Source organism: Ferriphaselus amnicola (assembly GCF_000974685.2).
Lineage (GTDB): Bacteria > Pseudomonadota > Gammaproteobacteria > Burkholderiales > Gallionellaceae > Ferriphaselus > Ferriphaselus amnicola.
Window position 1 is genome coordinate 337,985 of sequence record NZ_AP018738.1, and the last position, 17,329, is coordinate 355,313.

At 55.1% G+C, this 17,329-nt stretch carries 20 protein-coding genes; 14 read left to right on the forward strand and 6 right to left on the reverse strand.

Features of this window, described 5'->3' with window-relative positions; translation table 11 throughout:
• Position 1 precedes the first annotated feature (1 nt).
• Both OYT1_RS01520 and purD read left to right on the forward strand, forming a co-directional pair.
• Positions 2–319: a hypothetical protein gene (locus OYT1_RS01520; RefSeq protein WP_062625665.1), complete on the forward strand. Its 318-nt coding sequence runs from the start codon at positions 2–4 to the stop codon at positions 317–319.
• Between the two features lie 82 nt (positions 320–401).
• Positions 402–1,673 (forward strand): phosphoribosylamine--glycine ligase, encoded by a 1,272-nt coding sequence (gene purD, locus OYT1_RS01525; RefSeq protein ID WP_062625664.1) that lies wholly within the window; start codon positions 402–404, stop codon positions 1,671–1,673.
• Positions 1,674–1,734: 61 nt separating this feature from the next.
• On the opposite strand, the gene OYT1_RS01530 is transcribed toward purD, so the two are convergent.
• Complete coding sequence (locus OYT1_RS01530) at positions 1,735–1,941, reverse strand: SlyX family protein (RefSeq protein WP_062625885.1); 207 nt, start codon at positions 1,939–1,941, stop codon at positions 1,735–1,737.
• A 93-nt stretch (positions 1,942–2,034) separates the two neighbouring features.
• Here OYT1_RS01530 and OYT1_RS01535 point away from each other — a divergent pair, with 93 nt between their 5' ends.
• Together OYT1_RS01535 and hemF are read left to right on the forward strand one after the other, a co-directional pair.
• Positions 2,035–2,583, forward strand: a complete 549-nt coding sequence (locus OYT1_RS01535; protein ID WP_232013207.1) for an L-threonylcarbamoyladenylate synthase — start codon at positions 2,035–2,037, stop codon at positions 2,581–2,583.
• Positions 2,584–2,663: 80 nt separating this feature from the next.
• Positions 2,664–3,578, forward strand: coding sequence for an oxygen-dependent coproporphyrinogen oxidase (hemF, locus tag OYT1_RS01540; protein ID WP_062625663.1), 915 nt, complete (start codon positions 2,664–2,666; stop codon positions 3,576–3,578).
• Here the strand turns inward: hemF and OYT1_RS01545 are convergent.
• Genes OYT1_RS01545 through serB form a run of 3 tightly spaced genes read right to left on the reverse strand, consistent with a single transcriptional unit; the run spans position 3,556 to position 6,489 of the window.
• Positions 3,556–4,791 (reverse strand): TIGR03862 family flavoprotein, encoded by a 1,236-nt coding sequence (locus tag OYT1_RS01545; protein ID WP_062625662.1) that lies wholly within the window; start codon positions 4,789–4,791, stop codon positions 3,556–3,558. The genes hemF and OYT1_RS01545 overlap by 23 nt on opposite strands.
• 7 nt (positions 4,792–4,798) lie before the next feature.
• Complete coding sequence (locus OYT1_RS01550) at positions 4,799–5,653, reverse strand: ATP-binding protein (protein ID WP_062625661.1); 855 nt, start codon at positions 5,651–5,653, stop codon at positions 4,799–4,801.
• Positions 5,653–6,489, reverse strand: coding sequence for a phosphoserine phosphatase SerB (serB, locus tag OYT1_RS01555; RefSeq protein ID WP_062625660.1), 837 nt, complete (start codon positions 6,487–6,489; stop codon positions 5,653–5,655). The genes OYT1_RS01550 and serB overlap by 1 nt, the downstream gene beginning before the upstream one ends.
• A gap of 144 nt (positions 6,490–6,633) precedes the next feature.
• Here serB and OYT1_RS01560 point away from each other — a divergent pair, with 144 nt between their 5' ends.
• From OYT1_RS01560 to ccoS, 10 genes are all read left to right on the forward strand, one after another.
• The gene (locus OYT1_RS01560; RefSeq protein ID WP_062625659.1) at positions 6,634–7,353 is read left to right on the forward strand and encodes a pseudouridine synthase; all 720 of its coding nucleotides are present in this window, start codon (positions 6,634–6,636) and stop codon (positions 7,351–7,353) included.
• Positions 7,354–7,637: 284 nt separating this feature from the next.
• Complete coding sequence (ccoN, locus tag OYT1_RS01565; RefSeq protein ID WP_197714100.1) at positions 7,638–9,071, forward strand: cytochrome-c oxidase, cbb3-type subunit I; 1,434 nt, start codon at positions 7,638–7,640, stop codon at positions 9,069–9,071.
• Between the two features lie 11 nt (positions 9,072–9,082).
• Positions 9,083–9,880: a cytochrome-c oxidase, cbb3-type subunit II gene (gene ccoO, locus OYT1_RS01570; RefSeq protein WP_062625657.1), complete on the forward strand. Its 798-nt coding sequence runs from the start codon at positions 9,083–9,085 to the stop codon at positions 9,878–9,880.
• The gene (locus OYT1_RS01575) at positions 9,873–10,085 is read left to right on the forward strand and encodes a cbb3-type cytochrome c oxidase subunit 3 (RefSeq protein WP_145983653.1); all 213 of its coding nucleotides are present in this window, start codon (positions 9,873–9,875) and stop codon (positions 10,083–10,085) included. Before ccoO ends, OYT1_RS01575 begins: the two co-directional genes overlap by 8 nt.
• Positions 10,082–11,056 (forward strand): c-type cytochrome, encoded by a 975-nt coding sequence (locus OYT1_RS01580; protein ID WP_062625655.1) that lies wholly within the window; start codon positions 10,082–10,084, stop codon positions 11,054–11,056. The genes OYT1_RS01575 and OYT1_RS01580 overlap by 4 nt, the downstream gene beginning before the upstream one ends.
• Positions 11,057–11,117: 61 nt before the next feature.
• A complete protein-coding gene (locus tag OYT1_RS13930) occupies positions 11,118–11,240 on the forward strand; it encodes a hypothetical protein (protein WP_269460708.1) in 123 nt (40 codons plus the stop codon).
• A gap of 160 nt (positions 11,241–11,400) precedes the next feature.
• Positions 11,401–12,840 carry a cytochrome c oxidase accessory protein CcoG gene (gene ccoG, locus OYT1_RS01585; protein WP_062625654.1) on the forward strand — a complete coding sequence of 480 codons (1,440 nt, stop codon included), beginning with the start codon at positions 11,401–11,403 and terminating at the stop codon, positions 12,838–12,840.
• 46 nt (positions 12,841–12,886) lie between these two features.
• A complete protein-coding gene (locus OYT1_RS01590) occupies positions 12,887–13,447 on the forward strand; it encodes a FixH family protein (RefSeq protein ID WP_062625653.1) in 561 nt (186 codons plus the stop codon).
• An 11-nt stretch (positions 13,448–13,458) separates the two neighbouring features.
• Entirely contained in the window at positions 13,459–15,921 is a 2,463-nt protein-coding gene (locus OYT1_RS01595; protein WP_062625652.1) for a heavy metal translocating P-type ATPase, read from the forward strand.
• Complete coding sequence (gene ccoS, locus OYT1_RS01600; protein ID WP_062625651.1) at positions 15,918–16,127, forward strand: cbb3-type cytochrome oxidase assembly protein CcoS; 210 nt, start codon at positions 15,918–15,920, stop codon at positions 16,125–16,127. Before OYT1_RS01595 ends, ccoS begins: the two co-directional genes overlap by 4 nt.
• A gap of 13 nt (positions 16,128–16,140) precedes the next feature.
• On the opposite strand, the gene OYT1_RS01605 is transcribed toward ccoS, so the two are convergent.
• Positions 16,141–16,812 (reverse strand): hypothetical protein, encoded by a 672-nt coding sequence (locus tag OYT1_RS01605; protein WP_062625650.1) that lies wholly within the window; start codon positions 16,810–16,812, stop codon positions 16,141–16,143.
• Positions 16,813–16,818: 6 nt separating this feature from the next.
• Positions 16,819–17,322 (reverse strand): hypothetical protein, encoded by a 504-nt coding sequence (locus OYT1_RS01610; RefSeq protein WP_062625649.1) that lies wholly within the window; start codon positions 17,320–17,322, stop codon positions 16,819–16,821.
• Positions 17,323–17,329 lie beyond the last annotated feature (7 nt).

The following is a 17,329-nucleotide window of genomic DNA, read 5'->3' on the forward strand; positions in this document are numbered from 1 at the left end:
CATGAGTATGATGAAGAATGCAATGAGGTCGATAGTCGGGCTGGTTGCCTTGCTTGCTGCGACCAGCAGTCTGGCAGGTGAGCAAGCCATCCTGCGTTGCAACGCGGAACCTGGCGGCCCAGTCGTATTGCGCTCGTTCTCCATCTCCAATTCAGCATTGGTGGCGACACCCGAACTGGCGGCTAAAGAGAACTGCGCCTTGTTCCTCAAACAGTTGCAGGACAAGGGCTTTTCCATTGCAGCCGAGTTCGTGTTGCAAGATGCAGGCACAGGCTCCAGCGGCACGCCGATCGCGATCATTTATCGCTTGAGCCGCTGATATTGGTTAGGGTGGGCAATCTTTGCCCACACGGAATTATGAACGGTGGGCAAAGGATGCCCACCCTACGTTTGAGGGTGTTATGAAGATTCTGGTCGTAGGTTCGGGTGGTCGTGAGCACGCGCTGGCATGGCGTTTGGCGCAGGGCGAGCGGGTGCAGAAGGTGTTTGTCGCGCCGGGCAATGCGGGTACGGCGCTGGAAGACGGGTTGGAGAATCTGCCCATCACCGGCATCCCTGAGCTGATCGAGTTCGTCAAACGCGAAGGTATCGAATTCACCGTGGTCGGCCCAGAAGCGCCGCTGGCGGCGGGCATCGTCGATGCGTTCCGTGCCGAGAAGCAGAAGATCTTCGGTCCGACCAAGGCCGCTGCGCAGCTTGAATCCTCCAAGGACTTCGCCAAGCGCTTCATGACTCGTCACCATATCCCAACAGCCTTTTTCGAGACCTTCAGCGACATCGAAGCTGCGCGCGACTACGTGGACAAACACGGCGCTCCCATCGTCATCAAGGCCGATGGTTTGGCTGCTGGCAAGGGCGTGGTAGTGGCAATGACCGAGATGGAAGCTTACGCCGCCATCGACATGATGCTGGCCGATAACAGCCTCGGCGATGCCGGTGCGCGGGTGGTGATCGAAGAGTTCCTTGAAGGCGAAGAAGCCAGCTTTATCGTCTTAGTCGATGGCAAAAATGTCTTGGCATTAGCGACGAGTCAGGATCATAAGCGTCTGCTCGACCGTGACCACGGCCCCAACACCGGCGGCATGGGTGCGTACTCTCCCGCTCCCGTGGTGACGCCGACCATCCACGCCAAGGCCATGCGCGAAGTCATCATGCCGGTCGTGCGCGGCATGGAAGCCGAAGGTGTCACTTACACCGGCTTCCTCTACGCTGGGCTGATGATCTCGCCAGACGGCGGCCTCAAGGTGTTGGAATTCAACTGCCGCATGGGCGACCCCGAGACCCAGCCCATCATGCTGCGCCTGAAGAGCGATCTGTCGGTGCTGATGGAACACGCCATTGCCGGAACGCTGGATCAAGTCGAAGCCGAATGGGATAGACGCACTGCGCTGGGCGTGGTGATGGCTGCCGCCAACTACCCCGAAACCCCGCGCAAAGGCGACGTCATTACCGGCCTGCCCAAACCGCAGGAAGATGCCCACGTATTCCATGCCGGAACCACCACGCAAGACGGCAAAGTGGTCACCAGCGGCGGTCGTGTCCTCTGCGTCACCGCGCTGGGCGACATGGTCAAACGCGCCCAACAACGCGCCTACGAAGTCGCCGACGGCATCCACTTCGACGGCAGCCAAATGCGCCGCGACATCGGCTATCGGGCAATCGGGCGGAAGTAAGCTGCCTTATTGACGCAGGTTTGTGTAAAAAGGGAGGCGGTAACGCTTCCCTTTTTACATCTCAATAATGCGGCGGTCTTTCGTTGGAGACTTTGCCTTCGCTTCCGGCATCGGCCAGTGAGCGGATTTGTCTGGCGAGTGTCTCGCACATCGCTTCAAGTCGTTCGAGCATTTGCTGTTGTTGAAAGACCGTTTTGTTCAGTTCCTCGATCAGATCTTCTTGGTAGGTGATCTTGGTTTCGAGGTCGGCGAGGCGTTCTTCTGTCATGCGGTGATCCGAATGTTGGGTGGATTGTGCGGCATTGTAACGCGGGCGGCGGAGCGATTCCGGTATCATTCGCGCAGTTTTCAGGAGCCTTCTGTGGTGTGTCCATCTCCGGCAGTGATTGCCCATCTTAAACGCGGCGGCCTCGTCGCCTATCCGACCGAGTCGTGCTACGGCTTTGGGTGTGACCCGCGCAATCGGCGGGCGGTGCTGCGTTTGTTGAAGCTCAAGGGGCGGCCACAACGGAAAGGGCTGATTCTGATCGCGAGTTCGCCGCGCCAGTTGCGACCTTTTTTGTTGCCGCTGGATGTGGCGGCAGAGCACAGGCTGGTGGTGGATGGCGCGCAAGCGATCACTTACTTGATGCCGGTGAAGCCGACTTGCCCGCGCTGGTTGCGTGGCGAACATGACACGCTGGCGGTGCGGATGACGGCGCATCCGGTCGCTCGAGAATTGTGTCGCAGCACGGGTATGGCGTTAGTCTCGACGAGTGCGAATTTCAGCGGTCGGCGTCCAGCCAAGACCTACGCAGAGTGCCGCCACCTGTTCGGAGCGAGTGTGCGAGTGCTGCCGGGACAGGTGGGAAAACGCAAGCAGCCGTCGAGCATTCGGGGGTGGGCGGATGGTAGAATCGTGCGCCAATAATTAATCGAATCGCAGCAAGCGATTCTCATCGTGTTCCCTCCCGCAAACGGGCGAGGGGAGCCAACACCGGAGGAGAAGCAATGGATAGCAACGCCGTCAAAACCTACCTGCTCGAATTGCAGGAACTCATCGTCGATCGTCTGGAGCAGGTGGACGGCAAGAAGTTCATCCGCGACAAGTGGACGCGCGCCACGGGTTCGGGCGGCATCGGCAAAGGCGAAGGTATCAGCTGCATCATCGAGGAAGGCAATGTGCTGGAGCGCGGCGGTGTGGCGTTCTCACATGTACAGGGCGACAAGATGCCAGCGTCGGCCACGGCGCACCGCCCCGAGTTGGCGGGCTGCAGCTGGGAAGCGATGGGTGTGTCGCTGGTGATGCATCCGCGCAATCCGTATGCGCCGACTTCGCATGCCAACGTGCGCATGTTCATGGCGCACAAGCCGGACGGCGACAAGGTGTTTTGGTTCGGCGGCGGAATGGATCTCACGCCCTACTACGGCTTCGAGGAAGACGCTGTGCACTTCCACCAGATCTGCAAAAACTCGCTCGATCCCTTCGGTGATGATTTGCACGCCAAGTACAAAAAGTGGTGCGACGAGTATTTCTACCTCAAGCACCGCAACGAGCAGCGCGGCGTGGGCGGCATCTTTTTCGACGATCTGAATGCACCGGGCTTTGAGGCCAGTTTCGCCATCCAGCAGAGCGTCGGCGACCATTACCTTTCCGCTTACGTCCCGCTGCTGGAAAAGCGCATGAACACGCCGTACGGCGAGCGCGAACGCGACTTCCAGCTGTATCGGCGTGGGCGCTATGTCGAGTTCAACCTAGTGGTGGATCGCGGTACCATCTTCGGCTTGCAGTCGAATGGCCGCACCGAATCCATCCTGCTTTCCATGCCGCCGCTAGTGAAGTGGCGCTACGACTGGCAGCCGGAAGCAGGTACGCCGGAAGCGGAACTGTACGACACCTTCCTCAAGCCGCGCGACTGGGTTTGAGCCAGTCTAGCGCCCCTTGTCCGGCCACCCGGCCGGACGCGAAACAGGCGGTAAGCAGATAGCCGCCGGTCGGCGCTTCCCAGTCCAGCATTTCGCCGGCGCAGAACACGCCGGACAGGTTTTTCACCATCAAATTCTCGTTCAACGCTTCGAAGCGTACGCCGCCTGCGCTGCTGATGGCTTCGTCCAGCGGGCGCGGGGCGAGTAGTTGTAGCGGCAGGGCTTTGATGGCGGCGGCGAGTTGGGCTGGGTCGTTGAATTCTTCCGATGTCAGGCATTCGCGCAGCAGTCCGGCTTTCACACCTTTTAACCCTAGGCGGCTTTGAAGGTGGCTGGAAAGTGAGCGAGAGCCGCGCGGGTGGGTGACGGCAGCGGCAACTTTTTCTGCTGACCAGTCCGGCAGCAGATCCAGATGCAGCGTGGCGTTGCCTGAGCATTCGATCTCGTCGCGCAGCGCGGCGGACAGCGCGTAGATCAGTCCGCCCTCGATACCGCTGGCATCGATCATGCACTCGCCTAGGCGCCGCACGCCGCCGAAGCTGGCGGCTACCGACTTCAGTGGTTCGCCAGCGTAACGGCTGCGGAAATGCTCGCTCCACGGCACTTCAAAACCGCAGTTGGACGGGCGTAACGGCGCGACCTCCACGCCGCGTGCCGCCAATAGCGGCAGCCATGTGCCATCCGAACCCAGTTTGGCCCAACTGCCGCCGCCCAGCGCTAGCACGACGGCATCGACCTGGATCACTTTTTCGCCCTCGGGCGTTACCAAGCGCAAACCGCCATCCTCCGCCCAGCCATGCCAGCGTTGTCGCATGGCGAAGCGCACGCCGCTTTCGCGCAAGCGATGCAGCCAAGCGCGCAGCAGCGGTGCAGCTTTCATTTCGGTGGGAAAGACGCGACCGGATGTGCCGACGAACGTCTGCACGCCGAGGTCGTGTATCCACTCGCGTAAGGCAGCAGGCGGGAAGGCGCGCAGCAGCGGATCGATCTCTTGGCTGCGCGAGCCGTAGCGGGCAAGGAAAGCGCTGAACGATTCCGAGTGGGTGATGTTCATCCCGCCCTTGCCCGCCATCAGGAATTTGCGCCCGGCGCTGGGCATGGAATCGTACACCGTGACTTGTACGCCGCCCATCGCCAGCACTTCAGCGGCCATCAGCCCAGCGGGGCCTGCGCCGATGACGGCAACGGTCTTGGCGGGTGGGGTGGTGTTCATGGAAAGGTCAGACGGCGCGGGAGCCCGCCCAATCGCGGGCGAACTGCCACGCGACGCGGCCACTGCGCGAGCCGCGCTGGATACTCCATTGCAGTGCGGCTTGGCGCGTGTCGCCATCCAGCGTGGCGGATAGGCCGAAATGGTGCAGCCAATGCGCAACGATGGCGAGGTAATCGTCTTGGCTGAAGGGGTAGAACGAGGCCCACAGGCCGAAGCGTTCGGACAGGGAAATCTTCTCTTCGACGCTCTCGGCCGGATGGATCTCGTCGCCGACGTAGCGCGTGGCGGCGTTGTCGGCCATGAATTCCGGCATCAGGTGGCGGCGGTTGGAGGTGGCGTAGATCAGCAAGTTGTCGCTGAAACTGGTTAACGAGCCGTCGAGCGCGGCTTTGAGCGCCTGATAGCCGGGCTCTTCGGCGTTGAACGACAGGTCGTCGCAATACAGGATGAAGCGCTCGGGACGGCCTGAGACTAGGGCGATGATCTGCGGAAGTTCGGCCAGCGCTGGCTTGCTGATCTCGATGACGCGCAGGCCATCAGCGGCAAATTCGTTGAGCAGGGCTTTTACCAGCGAGGACTTGCCGGTGCCGCGCGCGCCAGTCAATAGCACGTTGTTGGCGGGATGGCCTTGCACGAACTGGCGGGTGTTTTGCGCGATTAGTTGCTTCTGGTCATGAATGCCGAGGAGGTCGGCCAAGCCGATGCGATGCGTATGCTGCAAGGGCAGGAGTTGACTGCGCTCCCAGCGGAAGGCGTGCACGTTCCAATCTATCGAGGTCGAGGAGCTGGCGCTAGGCAGCAGCGGCTCAAGCCGCGCCAGCAGCGCCTCGGCTCGATCCAGAAAACGATCCAGCTTATCCATCAGTGGCCGAGTAGGGGAAGCACGCCGTCGAGTCCGACGAAATTGAGCGCGAAACTGGCTTGTGCGCGTACCACCGGTTTGGCATGGTAGGCGATGCTGGTGGCGGCTTCGGCCATCATTTTGAGGTCGTTGGCACCGTCGCCGATGGCGACGACCTGTTGCGGATGTAGCTCGAATTCCTCGCGGACATGGTTGAGCCAATCGGCTTTGCCTTGCGCATCGACAATCTTGCCTAGTACCTTGCCAGTGAGCTTGCCGTCGATGATCTCCAGTGTGTTGGAGTGGGCGAAGTCGAGGCCGAGTCGCTGCCTGAGGCGGTCGGTGAAGAAAGTGAAACCACCGGAAACTAGCAGGGTTTTGATGCCGTGCTTCTTCAGTTCCGCCAGCATGACCTCGGCGCCGGGATTAAGTCGCAGGCGCTCGTCATAGACGCGCTGAAGTGCGCTTTCGTCCAAACCTTCCAATAATGCGACGCGGCGGGTCAGGCTTTGGGAAAAATCTAGCTCACCACGCATCGCCGCCTCGGTGATCGCGGAGACTTGTGGCTTCAGTCCTTGCATGTCGGCGATCTCGTCGATGCATTCGATATTGATGAGGGTTGAGTCCATGTCCATGACCACAAGGCCGAAATCGGATAGGCTCAGGCGAGCATCAACATAGCCATAATCAAGTTGGTGCTCGAAGCAAACGCTGCTGACATCGTCTTGTGGACGTGCGTTGCAGAAACGGAAGGTGTGAGTCCCGATCTGTTCGGTGCGAGTGGAGAGCGTCAATCCAGCCAATTTGTTGAGTATGTTGGCGGGAATGGTGTGGGTGGCTTGGATGATTAAATTCATAAGGAGGCTAGGCAGGGTTCCTGAAGTGCGGTTACGCGGTTCTGGTGAGGATTTGATTTTAATCTAATCTATCAAGTTGGCCGGAGAGAAATATGGTGAGGTGCGAAGGGAGGATTTTTCTATGGCATCTGCTAAAGTGCGCGCATGAAAAAAATGACTTTAGATCGTGTTCTACAAACACAAGGTTTTGGCACACGCAAATGGTGCCGCGAGTTACTTGAGTCGGGGGAGGTGGCTGTTGCCGGTGAACTCGTGGATGACTATCGAGCCGAGTTTGCAACGGATGGCCTGATATTTTCTGTCTATGGGGAGTCATGGCTGTATCGGGAGCGAGTCTATCTGGTCGTGAATAAGCCTGCGGGCTACGAATGTTCACGCAAGCCGAGCCATCATCCCGGCGTGCTCAGTTTGCTGCCGGAACAGTATGGAAGGCGGGATGTTCAGCCCGTGGGCCGACTCGATCACGATACGACCGGAATGTTGTTGATGTCGGATGATGGGGCGTTCATTCATGCTCAATCATCCCCGAAAAGTCATATTCCTAAACTTTACGTAGCCACGACTCATGATCGAATAGAGCCTGAGTTGATAGCCAGGCTATTGCAGGGGGTCAAGCTGCATGATGAGCCTGCGCCGCTGTCTGCACTAAAATGCAGTGCGGTAGGTGAGTATCAACTGGAAATCGTGCTTGAGCAGGGAAAGTACCATCAGGTAAAGCGGATGCTGGCTGCCGCAGGTAATCATTGCGCAGCGCTGTCACGGGTGGCTATTGGGCGACTTAGCTTGGATGAGTTGCAGTTAGCTGAGGGTGGGTGGGCTCATTTGACAGTTGAGCAACTTGCAAAACTTGTAGCGACCGAATGAGTATCGCTAGGGAATCGATCTCTGAAGCTTGACCCATATCAAACATGACCGAGGTGAAATCCAATAGTATCGGCCGGTCTCAAGGTGAGTAATACCGGAGAATTTCACTCGGGTGTCGATCATTTTGGAACCAATTTATGCTTTACTTGTCGCGGCGGGGTGTGACATTATGTCGCGGCTAGTAAAGCTGTGTAGGTAAGAGGGTGAATCATTCACAGTTCATTGAACTGCGAAGTGTGAATAATTCATTGGTTTGATTTAATTTCTCTAGGGAGGAGACTACTGTGGGAGCTACTCAAGAAGCGACACCGGTAAAGTACGACATGGATATAGTCCGATGGTTCACCATTGCGGCTGTTATCTATGGTGTTGTAGGCACGCTAATCGGCGTGTATGTTGCATCAGAACTGGCATGGCCATTTTTGAACTTTGATATTCCGCAACTGACTTTTGGACGCCTGCGCCCATTGCATACCAATGCAGTGATCTTTGCGTTTGGCGGCTGTGTGCTGATGGCGACTGGTTTTTACATCGTCCAGCGTACAGGAGCGACCAAGCTGTGGAGTAATGGCTTGGCATGGTTCACGTTCTGGGGTTGGAATCTGATCATCGTTAGTGCGGTCATCACTTTGCCTATGGGCTTGTCCCAAGGTAAGGAGTATGCCGAGCTGCCTTGGTGGTGTGACATCATGATCGCCGTTGTCTGGTTGTCGTTTGGTCTGAATCACATCATGACCACAGCGATTCGCAAGACTTCGCACATCTATGTGTCTAACTGGTTCACGATGGGTATGATCGTTATGATCACTTACCTGCACGTTGTGAATAGCATGGCAATTCCAGTGGATTGGGCGACTTCGTACTCAATCTATTCTGGCGTACAAGATGCGATGATTCAATGGTGGTGGGGTCACAATGCGGTTGGTTTCTATCTGACCGGTGGTTTCCTAGGTATCATGTACTACTTCATTCCTAAGCAATCCGGTCGTCCTGTGTTCTCGTATCGTTTGTCTGTGTTGCACTTCTGGACACTGACCTTCGGCTACGTTTGGCTGGGTGCTCACCATCTGCAATACACCGCACTGCCTGACTGGACTGGTTCCTTGGGTGCTGCTGTGTCTCTGGCGATGATCATCCCATCTTGGGGTGGTGCGATGAACGGTATGATGACTCTGTCCGGTGCATGGGACAAGCTGCGTACCGACTACATCCTGCGCTTCTTGGTGACTGCGATGGCGTTCTACGCGATGTCCACATTCGATGGTCCTGTAATGGCGATCAAGACTGTGAATGCGCTGTCTCACTACACTGACTGGACCGTGGGTCACGTACACGCAGGTGCTCTGGGCTGGATGTCCATGATCTCCTTCGGCGCGATCTATCACATGGTCAAGAAGCTGTGGAATACCGAGATGTATTCTGAAAAGCTGGTGAACGTGCACTTCTGGGTTGCCTTGATCGGTGCAGTTACTTACATCGTTGCGATGTGGGTGTCTGGCATTATGCAAGGTCTGATGTGGCGTGATTATGACGAATACGGCACATTGACCTATACCTTCGTTGAATCTGTATCCGCAATGCATCCTTACTACGTGATGCGTGCTGTTGGCGGTGCGATTTTCAATCTGGGCACATGGATCATGCTGTACAACGTGATCATGACCGTGCGTCAAGCAGGTGCTGCACGCGGCGTTAGCGCTACTGCGGCAAGAGCATAAGGGAGAGAGACATGTCTGATCACGATCACATTTATTCAACCAAGTTCCAAGACAGCATTGAGCGAAATACGCTCTTGATGTTCATCCTTACCGCTGTTGCAGTTGCAGTTGGCGGTATCGTGGAAATCGTGCCTCTGTTTTATCTGCCTAACACAGGTATGTCGGGTGGCGACGGTACTTTTAATGGTACCCAGCACAAAGACACCAATGGCAATGTTATCCCGATGGATAAGATCGTCTGGAATCCAGCTACATCCGAGCATAAGACTATGGATGACTGGCAGCCTGGCGATGGCGTGCGTCCTCACAAGCCATTAGAGCTGGCAGGTCGTGCAGTATTCATTCGCGAAGGTTGCTTCCTGTGTCACTCGCAGATGATTCGTCCGTTCCGTGATGAGAAGGATCGTTATGGTCACTACTCAATCGCTGAAGAGTCTATGTATGATCACACTTATCAGTGGGGTTCTAAGCGTACTGGGCCGGATATCGCACGTGTTGGTGGTAAATACTCCGATGAATGGCACCGCAAGCACTTGAAGTATCCGCGTGATGTGGTTCCTGAATCTGTGATGCCGAACTACTTCTTCTTGGAAAATGCACCGGTTGATGGCGATAAGCTTGCCAAGACTATGGAAGTAATGACCAAGATGCCATTCAACCCAGTGCCGAAGACAATTTACACCGACGAGCTAATCGCTGGTGCTAAAGCCTCTGTCGAAGGGAAAACTGAGATGGATGCAGTCATCGCATACCTGCAATCCTTGGGTAATCACGTGAAGTTTGAAGAAGGCGTGAACTACCGTGACTAAATTGATGGACTACCTACACACGGACTGGGCAGCAATGACCAGTAACGACTGGCTGGGTGTTTTCTTTGCCGTGGGCACGTTCGTTGCGATGGTTGTGGTCTATGTGATGGTGTTCAATCCTAGGAACAAGGATGCGTTCAACTCGCAGAGCGATATGGCTCTGCGAGAAGACGGCGAGTACAACAATTCGGGAGATAAAAAATGAGTGACAATCACAACCCTGCTGGTGGCGTGCCTACCACGGGACATGTATGGGATGATGATTTGGCGGACTTTACCAATCAGCCACCTAAGTGGTGGATGCTTGGTCTGACTGCTAGTGCAATTTGGGTGTGTGTGTACTTCTTGATGTATCCGGCTGTTCCAATTGCCGTTTCTGGAACGTTCTTTGAAGGTGTCGGCTTGCCAGGTTCTGGTAAGTGGACAGCGATCAATGAGTTGGCTGCTGATCAAAAGGTATTGGATGACGCACGTGCCAAGTACGAAAACAAGCTGAAGGACATGACGCCGGCTGCAATTTTGGCTGATGCTGAACTGTCTGAGTATGTGATTCGTTCCGGCAAGGTTCTGTTCAGTGACAATTGTGCTGCATGTCACGGTCAGAACGGCGTGGGTACGATTCAGGCTGGCAAGTTCGCCATGCGTGAGCAAGGTCTGATGGCCCCTGTGCTGAATGACGATGATTGGCTGTTTGGTGGTACCGTGGACACTATCCACGAAACCATCACCGGCGGTCGTCAAGGCATGATGGTTGCCCATAAGGACATGCTGTCCGCAGCTGAAATCGACTCGCTGGCTAATTCCGTTGCAGCGGGTACTCCTACGGCCAACCCTCTGTTCGCAGAGAAAGGTTGTACGGCATGTCACGGTGAAGATGGTAAGGGTATTCAAGCCATGGGTTCTGCTAACCTGACCGACAAGATCTGGCGTTTCGATGGGTCTGTGGAAGGGATCAAGCAAACCATCACTTATGGCGTGAACTCCGGCGACAAGGATGCTCGCGTTGCTGTGATGCCTAGTTTCACCGCAGGCGGTAAGCTGTCTGCTGTTGAGATGAAGAAACTGGCTGTGTACGTGTACAAGTTCGGTGGTGGTACACCTGAAGCAGCTCCTGCTCCAGTTGAAGCTGCTGCCGCTGCTTCTGATGCTCCTGCAGCCGAAGCCGTAGCCAAGTAAGTATCCATTGGTCTATAACCGCACGGTGAGAGCTGTGCGGGTTTTTGAAAGGAAAATTGATATGTCACATGACTTCGTATATTGGGGCTTGATGATCGGCACAGCCGGCGCATTCGGCGCGGTGATTGCTGCGTTGAGTTGGTTGTTCTACAACGCGAAAGTAAAGAATCGCGGCGACAAGTAATACTATTGTTCCCCAAAAGGAGGAGGCTAGCCTCCTCCTTTTTTATTCTTGATTTATTATTTGGCAGGAATACACTGCGCCAGTTTTCGCTTGAGAGTTTGCGCAGCGTATTCTTCGGACTAGTCTAGAAAATAGGCATTAACACAATTTAGGAGCAGTTATGAGCGAGCCGGTGCAGAAATCAAACTCTGGTGTGGGTAACGAAACTGGACTGTATAGCGAGCATGAGGAGTGGGCCGTCAATATGGGAGAGAAGACCATTCATGCCAAACGCATGCCTGGCTTTTATCGCTCGATTAAATACTTCACGGAGTCGTTCTGGCTGATCCTGTTTCTTGCTCCGTATATGCGCTGGAATGGCAAGCAAGCATTGATTCTGGACGTCAATGATCGCCAGTTCCATATCTTTGGGCTGACCATTCTGCCGCAAGATATCTGGATGGTATCTCTGCTATTGCTGCTACTTGCCATGACGTTGTTCGCAGTGACTTCAGTGGCGTCGCGCGTGTTCTGCGGCTATTTCTGCTTCCAGACCACCTGGGTTGATTTATTCACTTGGATCGAAGAGAAGATTGAAGGTGCTCCAAACGCTCGTCATAAGCTGGATGCAGCCCCGATGACCGGTGCCAAGTTCGGCAAAAAGGCATTCAAGCACACCCTGTGGCTGTTGATTTCGCTTCTAACTGGGATCAGTGTCATCATCTGGTTCGAAGATGCTCATGTATTCTGGGGAAATCTGCTGCACTTCAATTTGTCGATGATTGAAGGCGCCACTTTAGTTGCCTTTACGCTGGGTACGTATTTCTTGGCAGGCCACCTACGTGAGCAGACATGTTTGTGGTTGTGTCCGTATGCTCGTATTCAGGGGGTGATGTGTGATGCGCAGACATTGATGCCTACCTATGATGAGAAGCGCGGTGAGCCTCGTGGTCGTCTACGTAAAGGCGCTGCGAGTGCTGATGAACCTAAGCAGGGAGACTGTATCGACTGCTTCCAGTGCGTTCAAGTTTGTCCGACAGGTGTGGATATTCGTCAGGGCCAACAACTAGGCTGCATCACCTGTGGTCTTTGCCTAGATGCTTGCGATTCCATCATGGACAAGATTGATCGCCCTCGCGGACTGATCCGCTACATGACTCTGGATGAAGTGAATGGCGTGCCGGTCAAGAAGCTGTATCAACACCCTAGAACCTTGGTGTACATCGGGATTCTACTGATCGCCTTGATGGGTATCGTCTATGGTCTAAGCCATTTGGGTACGCTGACCTTGCGTGTGGCACCGGAACGTCAACCCTTGTTCGTGCGCATGAGTGATGGTTCGATTCAGAATAAGTACATGTTCAAGGTGCTTAATAAGACCGACAAAGACTTGTACGTGAAGGTGAGCGCTGAGGGTGGAGTGAAGGGGCAGGTCATTGTTGATAGTGATAAAAAGCAGTTGGTGCATCACGGCAAGGCATCGGGCTTCACGATTTTCGTCAAGGCTCCCGAGGAGAATCTGACACGCGAAGTTACTAAGTTGCAGTTCCGCGTTGAGAATGTCGAAGATCCAAACATGAAGGCTGAGTACGATACGGTATTCACAGGGCCGAAGCGTTGATTCTAGATTCAACTACAGTGCAAGCATTACGAGTCGAGGTATTGAAATGATTTCGCAAAAGAACAAGCAAGGCTGGCGCAATCCTTGGGTATTCGGACTGCTTGCCGTGGTTCTGGCGGGTGTGGTCATCAACATCAAGTTCTACTGGAATGTGACGCAACACCCCGTGCGCGTTCTGGACGATGATTACAATGTTCGAGCTCACAATCAATACGACGCTAAGTGGGTTCAGCAACAGGCAGAGCGCTCGACCTTGGGCTGGCAGGCCAAGCTATACTCGCCCCACCAGTTGCAGAATGACCCACTGGCGGATCCGGGAGCGGCAAAATTCATACTGCTGGCTAGCCCTGCCGATCTTAGGTTCGATTTGACGAGTCGTGAAGGCAAGCCGATTCAGGGTGGGCAGGTAATCATCAACGCACAATGGCCCGGCGATCCCAGCTTTGATACCAAAGCTGAGCTGTTTGAAAAGTCACCGGGACATTACGAGGGAGGGGTGAGTTTCTCCCGCGCTGGGAATTGGGATTTGCTCATCAAGGTTACGCATGAGGGCCGCCAGTTCGACATGGAACAGAAGGTCTTTGTCGAGATTCCAAAACAACCATAGCGGTACGCTTGATGCCACAAACTTCCGCCGCACCACACAATCTGGATTGCTTTCACTGTGGGCTGAAGATAGCGGATGACGCTGAGTTTCGGAGTCAACTCGACGGAGCAAGTCGTGATTTCTGCTGCTTCGCCTGCCAGTCGGTGTGCGAGGCTATTTACCAAGCAAATCTGCAAGGCTATTATCAGCGTACCCCACAGGGCACGTTGTTGGCACCTCCTCCCACGCCGCCTAGAGACATCGAGATGTACGATCTCGACGAAGTGCAGGAAGACTTCGTTCACTCAAAAGGCGAGCTGAGTGACACTCACCTCTTGGTTGAGGGTATCCACTGTGCTGCCTGCGTCTGGCTGATCGAGCGCAGCATGATGCGTTTACCAGGAGTGCTGACGGCAAACGTCAATTTGGCGGGCAAGCGTCTGCATTTGCGTTGGGACAATAGTCGTCTCAAGCTCTCGACTGTCATTCATGAACTCTCCAAAATAGGCTATTCAGGCATTCCTTACGATCCAGAGGCGGCGGAAGGGGCGATGAAGCGCAGCAATCGGGCGATGCTGTTCCGTTTGTTCTTCGCTGGCTTTGCCATGATGAACCTAAACTTGATCGCCATTGCACTTTACAGTGGCGCGGATCGTGGCCAGTTCGTCAGCTTCTTTCATTGGATGGCGTGTGCACTGGCGACTCCGACTTTGCTGTATTCGGGCTTCCCGTTCTACAAAGGCGCGTGGAGTGGCTTGCGTAACGCGCGCTTGACCATGGATCTACCTATCGCCATTGGGCTGTCGGTTACCTACATCTATTCACTTTATGTGACCTTGGGTGGGGCGGGAGAGGTGTATTTCGATACGGTCACCAACCTGACGTTTGTGATTCTGATCGGGCGTTACCTAGAAGGGATGTATCGTCATCAGGCCGTGGCGGCCACTAACCGTCTGATGGATTTGCAGCCGCGCGTTGCCACGGTGTTGCGCGACGGCGAAGAGAAGATCGTGTCAGTGCGTGCAGTGCAGATCGGTGAGAGCGTTGTAGTCAAGCCGGGCAACAAGGTGCCGATGGATGGCTTGGTACGCGAAGGTCAGAGCTCGGTCGATGAATCAATGTTGAGTGGCGAGTCAATGGCAGTTCGCAAGCAAGTCGGTGATCGCGTGGCCGCAGGCACTATCAATGGCAGCGGCGTATTGGTGGTTGAGGTACGTGCCGCCTCGCAAGACTCCATGCTGGCCAAGATCATTCGCTTGGTCGAGGAGGCGCAGTCCTCTAAGGCGCCCATCCAGCGCATTTCCGATACCATCGTGCCGTGGTTCGTGTTGGCTACGCTGGTTTGTGCCAGCCTTACCTTCTACTTCTGGTCGGAACATTTCGAGATCGCGCTGATGGCTGCGACTTCCGTGCTGATCATCACTTGTCCCTGTGCGTTGGGCATGGCGACGCCGATGTCGATTGCGGTCGCCTCAGGTTTGGGAGCCAAACATGGCATTCTGGTCAAGAATGGCGTGGTGCTAGAGACCTTGTCCAAGGTGACTCATTTCGTGTTCGACAAGACCGGCACTCTGACCGAGGGCAAGATGCGTGTGGAGCAGATTCTGGTGGCGGCGGAGCAAGATGAGGCGGCGCTGCTTACCTTGGCGGCAGGTGTCGAGCGCTATTCTGAGCACAGTGTGGCACACGCGATCGTCAGAGAGGCTGACGAGCGGGAGCTGATCTATCGCAAGGCGGTAGTCGAAGGCTTCCATGCGACACCGGGGGCGGGCGTTGAGGCCCTCGTCGATGGTCGCACGGTGCTCATCGGTACGGCAGAGTGGCTGGCAAAGATGTCAGTGGCACCGAATGACTCACTCCTGCACCCCTTGGGCGATTTGGAAGCTCAAGCTAAGACCTGCGTCCATCTGGCTGTGGCCGGACAGCATATGGCGGTGATCGTGCTGGCCGATACGTTGCGCGTTGATGCGCAAGGCTTGATTGAATCCTTGCGGGTGGCGGGGATAGGTATGACCTTGTTGAGCGGTGATCGCAAAGCGGTGGCGGAAGCGATCGCGCGCCAATTGGGTGGTATGGAGGTGATTGCAGAAGTGCTGCCTCAAGACAAGGATAGTGTGATCCATCAGTTGCAGCAGCAAGGCAAGGTCGTGGCGATGGTGGGCGATGGCGTGAACGATGCGCCTGCGCTGATCCGCGCGGATGTGGGCATTGCGTTGGGCTCAGGCACCGATGTGTCGGTAGAGAGTGCCGATATTGTGCTGATGCAGAATGAGCTGGATAAGGTGCGTCTGGCCACCTTGTTGTCGCGCCGTACCTTGCGTACGATCAAGCAGAACATCGGCTTATCGTTCGTGTATAACGGCATTATGGTGCCGCTGGCGATGCTTGGTCATGTGACTCCACTGATGGCGGCGATCACGATGCCATTGAGCTCACTGTTGGTGATCGGTAATGCAGCGCGCATACGCAATCTATTCAAGGAAAAGACACAATGAACGTGATTTACAGTCTCATCCCAGGGATGACCTTCTTTGGTCTAGTCTTTGTTGCTATTCTGATCTGGGCGGTGAAGAAGGGGCAGTACGAAGATATGGAAGGTAATGCCAGTCGCATTCTGTTGGACGATGATGAAGATGCGATGCTGCTGAGTCAGCCCAAGAAAAAAGCGCAACCGAGTGATGACTCGGCTGCGCCTAAGTAATACGTACCTAGCGTTACTTTACAACTTCACCATTTGTCAGTAGCGGTGTACGCAGCAAGGCGAAGTTCTTAGGTGGCAGGTATTGAAGGACAGGTTTCTCTTTTCCGCCCAAGATGATGTCGAGGCCGTGCTGCGGATAAAGCCAGTGGGTCACGCCGTTCTTGGTTTCCAAGATGCGTTCTGCCGGTTCGCCAAAGCGTTTGGCGAGGATGCTTTCTTCCAATCGGACATTAGGCAGGTAGGTCAGGCTAACAACGGTTGATTTACGAACTGTTTCCAGATCGTCGGGAGCTAGCGTGATGCGTTTGCCGCTGCCGGTGCTGTTCATGCGCAGCCCTCGGTTGAACATGCCCGTCATCTCCTCGGCAGACAGGGCAACGGTAAGTACCAGTTTGGCTTTCAGGCCATTGAAGTTGATTTCCTCAATGAACGCTTCCACACTCATCTCGCCATCTTGGGGCTTGAACAAACTGATCTCAGCTTCTTCCTTGAACTGCTTCTCGGCTTCGGCGAGCGAAGCGACTCCGAGTGTGACGCCAAAGACGCGAGTGGTGTCAGGCGTAGGGTGGGTGATGTGCCAAGGCAAGGTGTCAGGTGTGCTGACCGAGTTGTCGGGTAGAGCAAGCAGCAGCGTGATCGTCACTGCAATCAAGCCGACTACGCCCAAAATTATTTTCTTATCCATGAGTTGTTAATCGTCCTGACGGGTGGGGCGAAGCGCCAAAGCTGCGGCTGGGATCTTGCCGCTCTTGCATTGATGCTCTGCGTCAAACTCTAGAACCACTAGAGCCAACAAGGCGACCATAAATGGTAGTTGCCCGATGCCGCCAGCTAGCGCATAACTGGTGATCTTGCTCATGCCAAACTGAGCGCCGCCAAAAATACAGAACGCCGTGAATGATCCTGTAACGAGAAAAAGGATCAGAAAGAGTTTGGCGCGTTTGCCGGCGAGGAGTTTGTGGCATAGCACAAACTCTGATGTCTCTTGGGTGAGTGCACGCTGTGCACGAAAGATCACATTGCCCAGCAAGGCGATGGAAAGGATGGGCATGAGAATGATCGGGAGCGGGCTGGTCTTAAAAAGACTGAGCGCGAGTACAAAGATGAAAACGTGTACGACGATAAAGTCGAACAGTAAATACGAGTGCAATTGCTTGGCACGGACAATTTCATCGGCGCTGACTTGCTGTTCCATTTTGTAT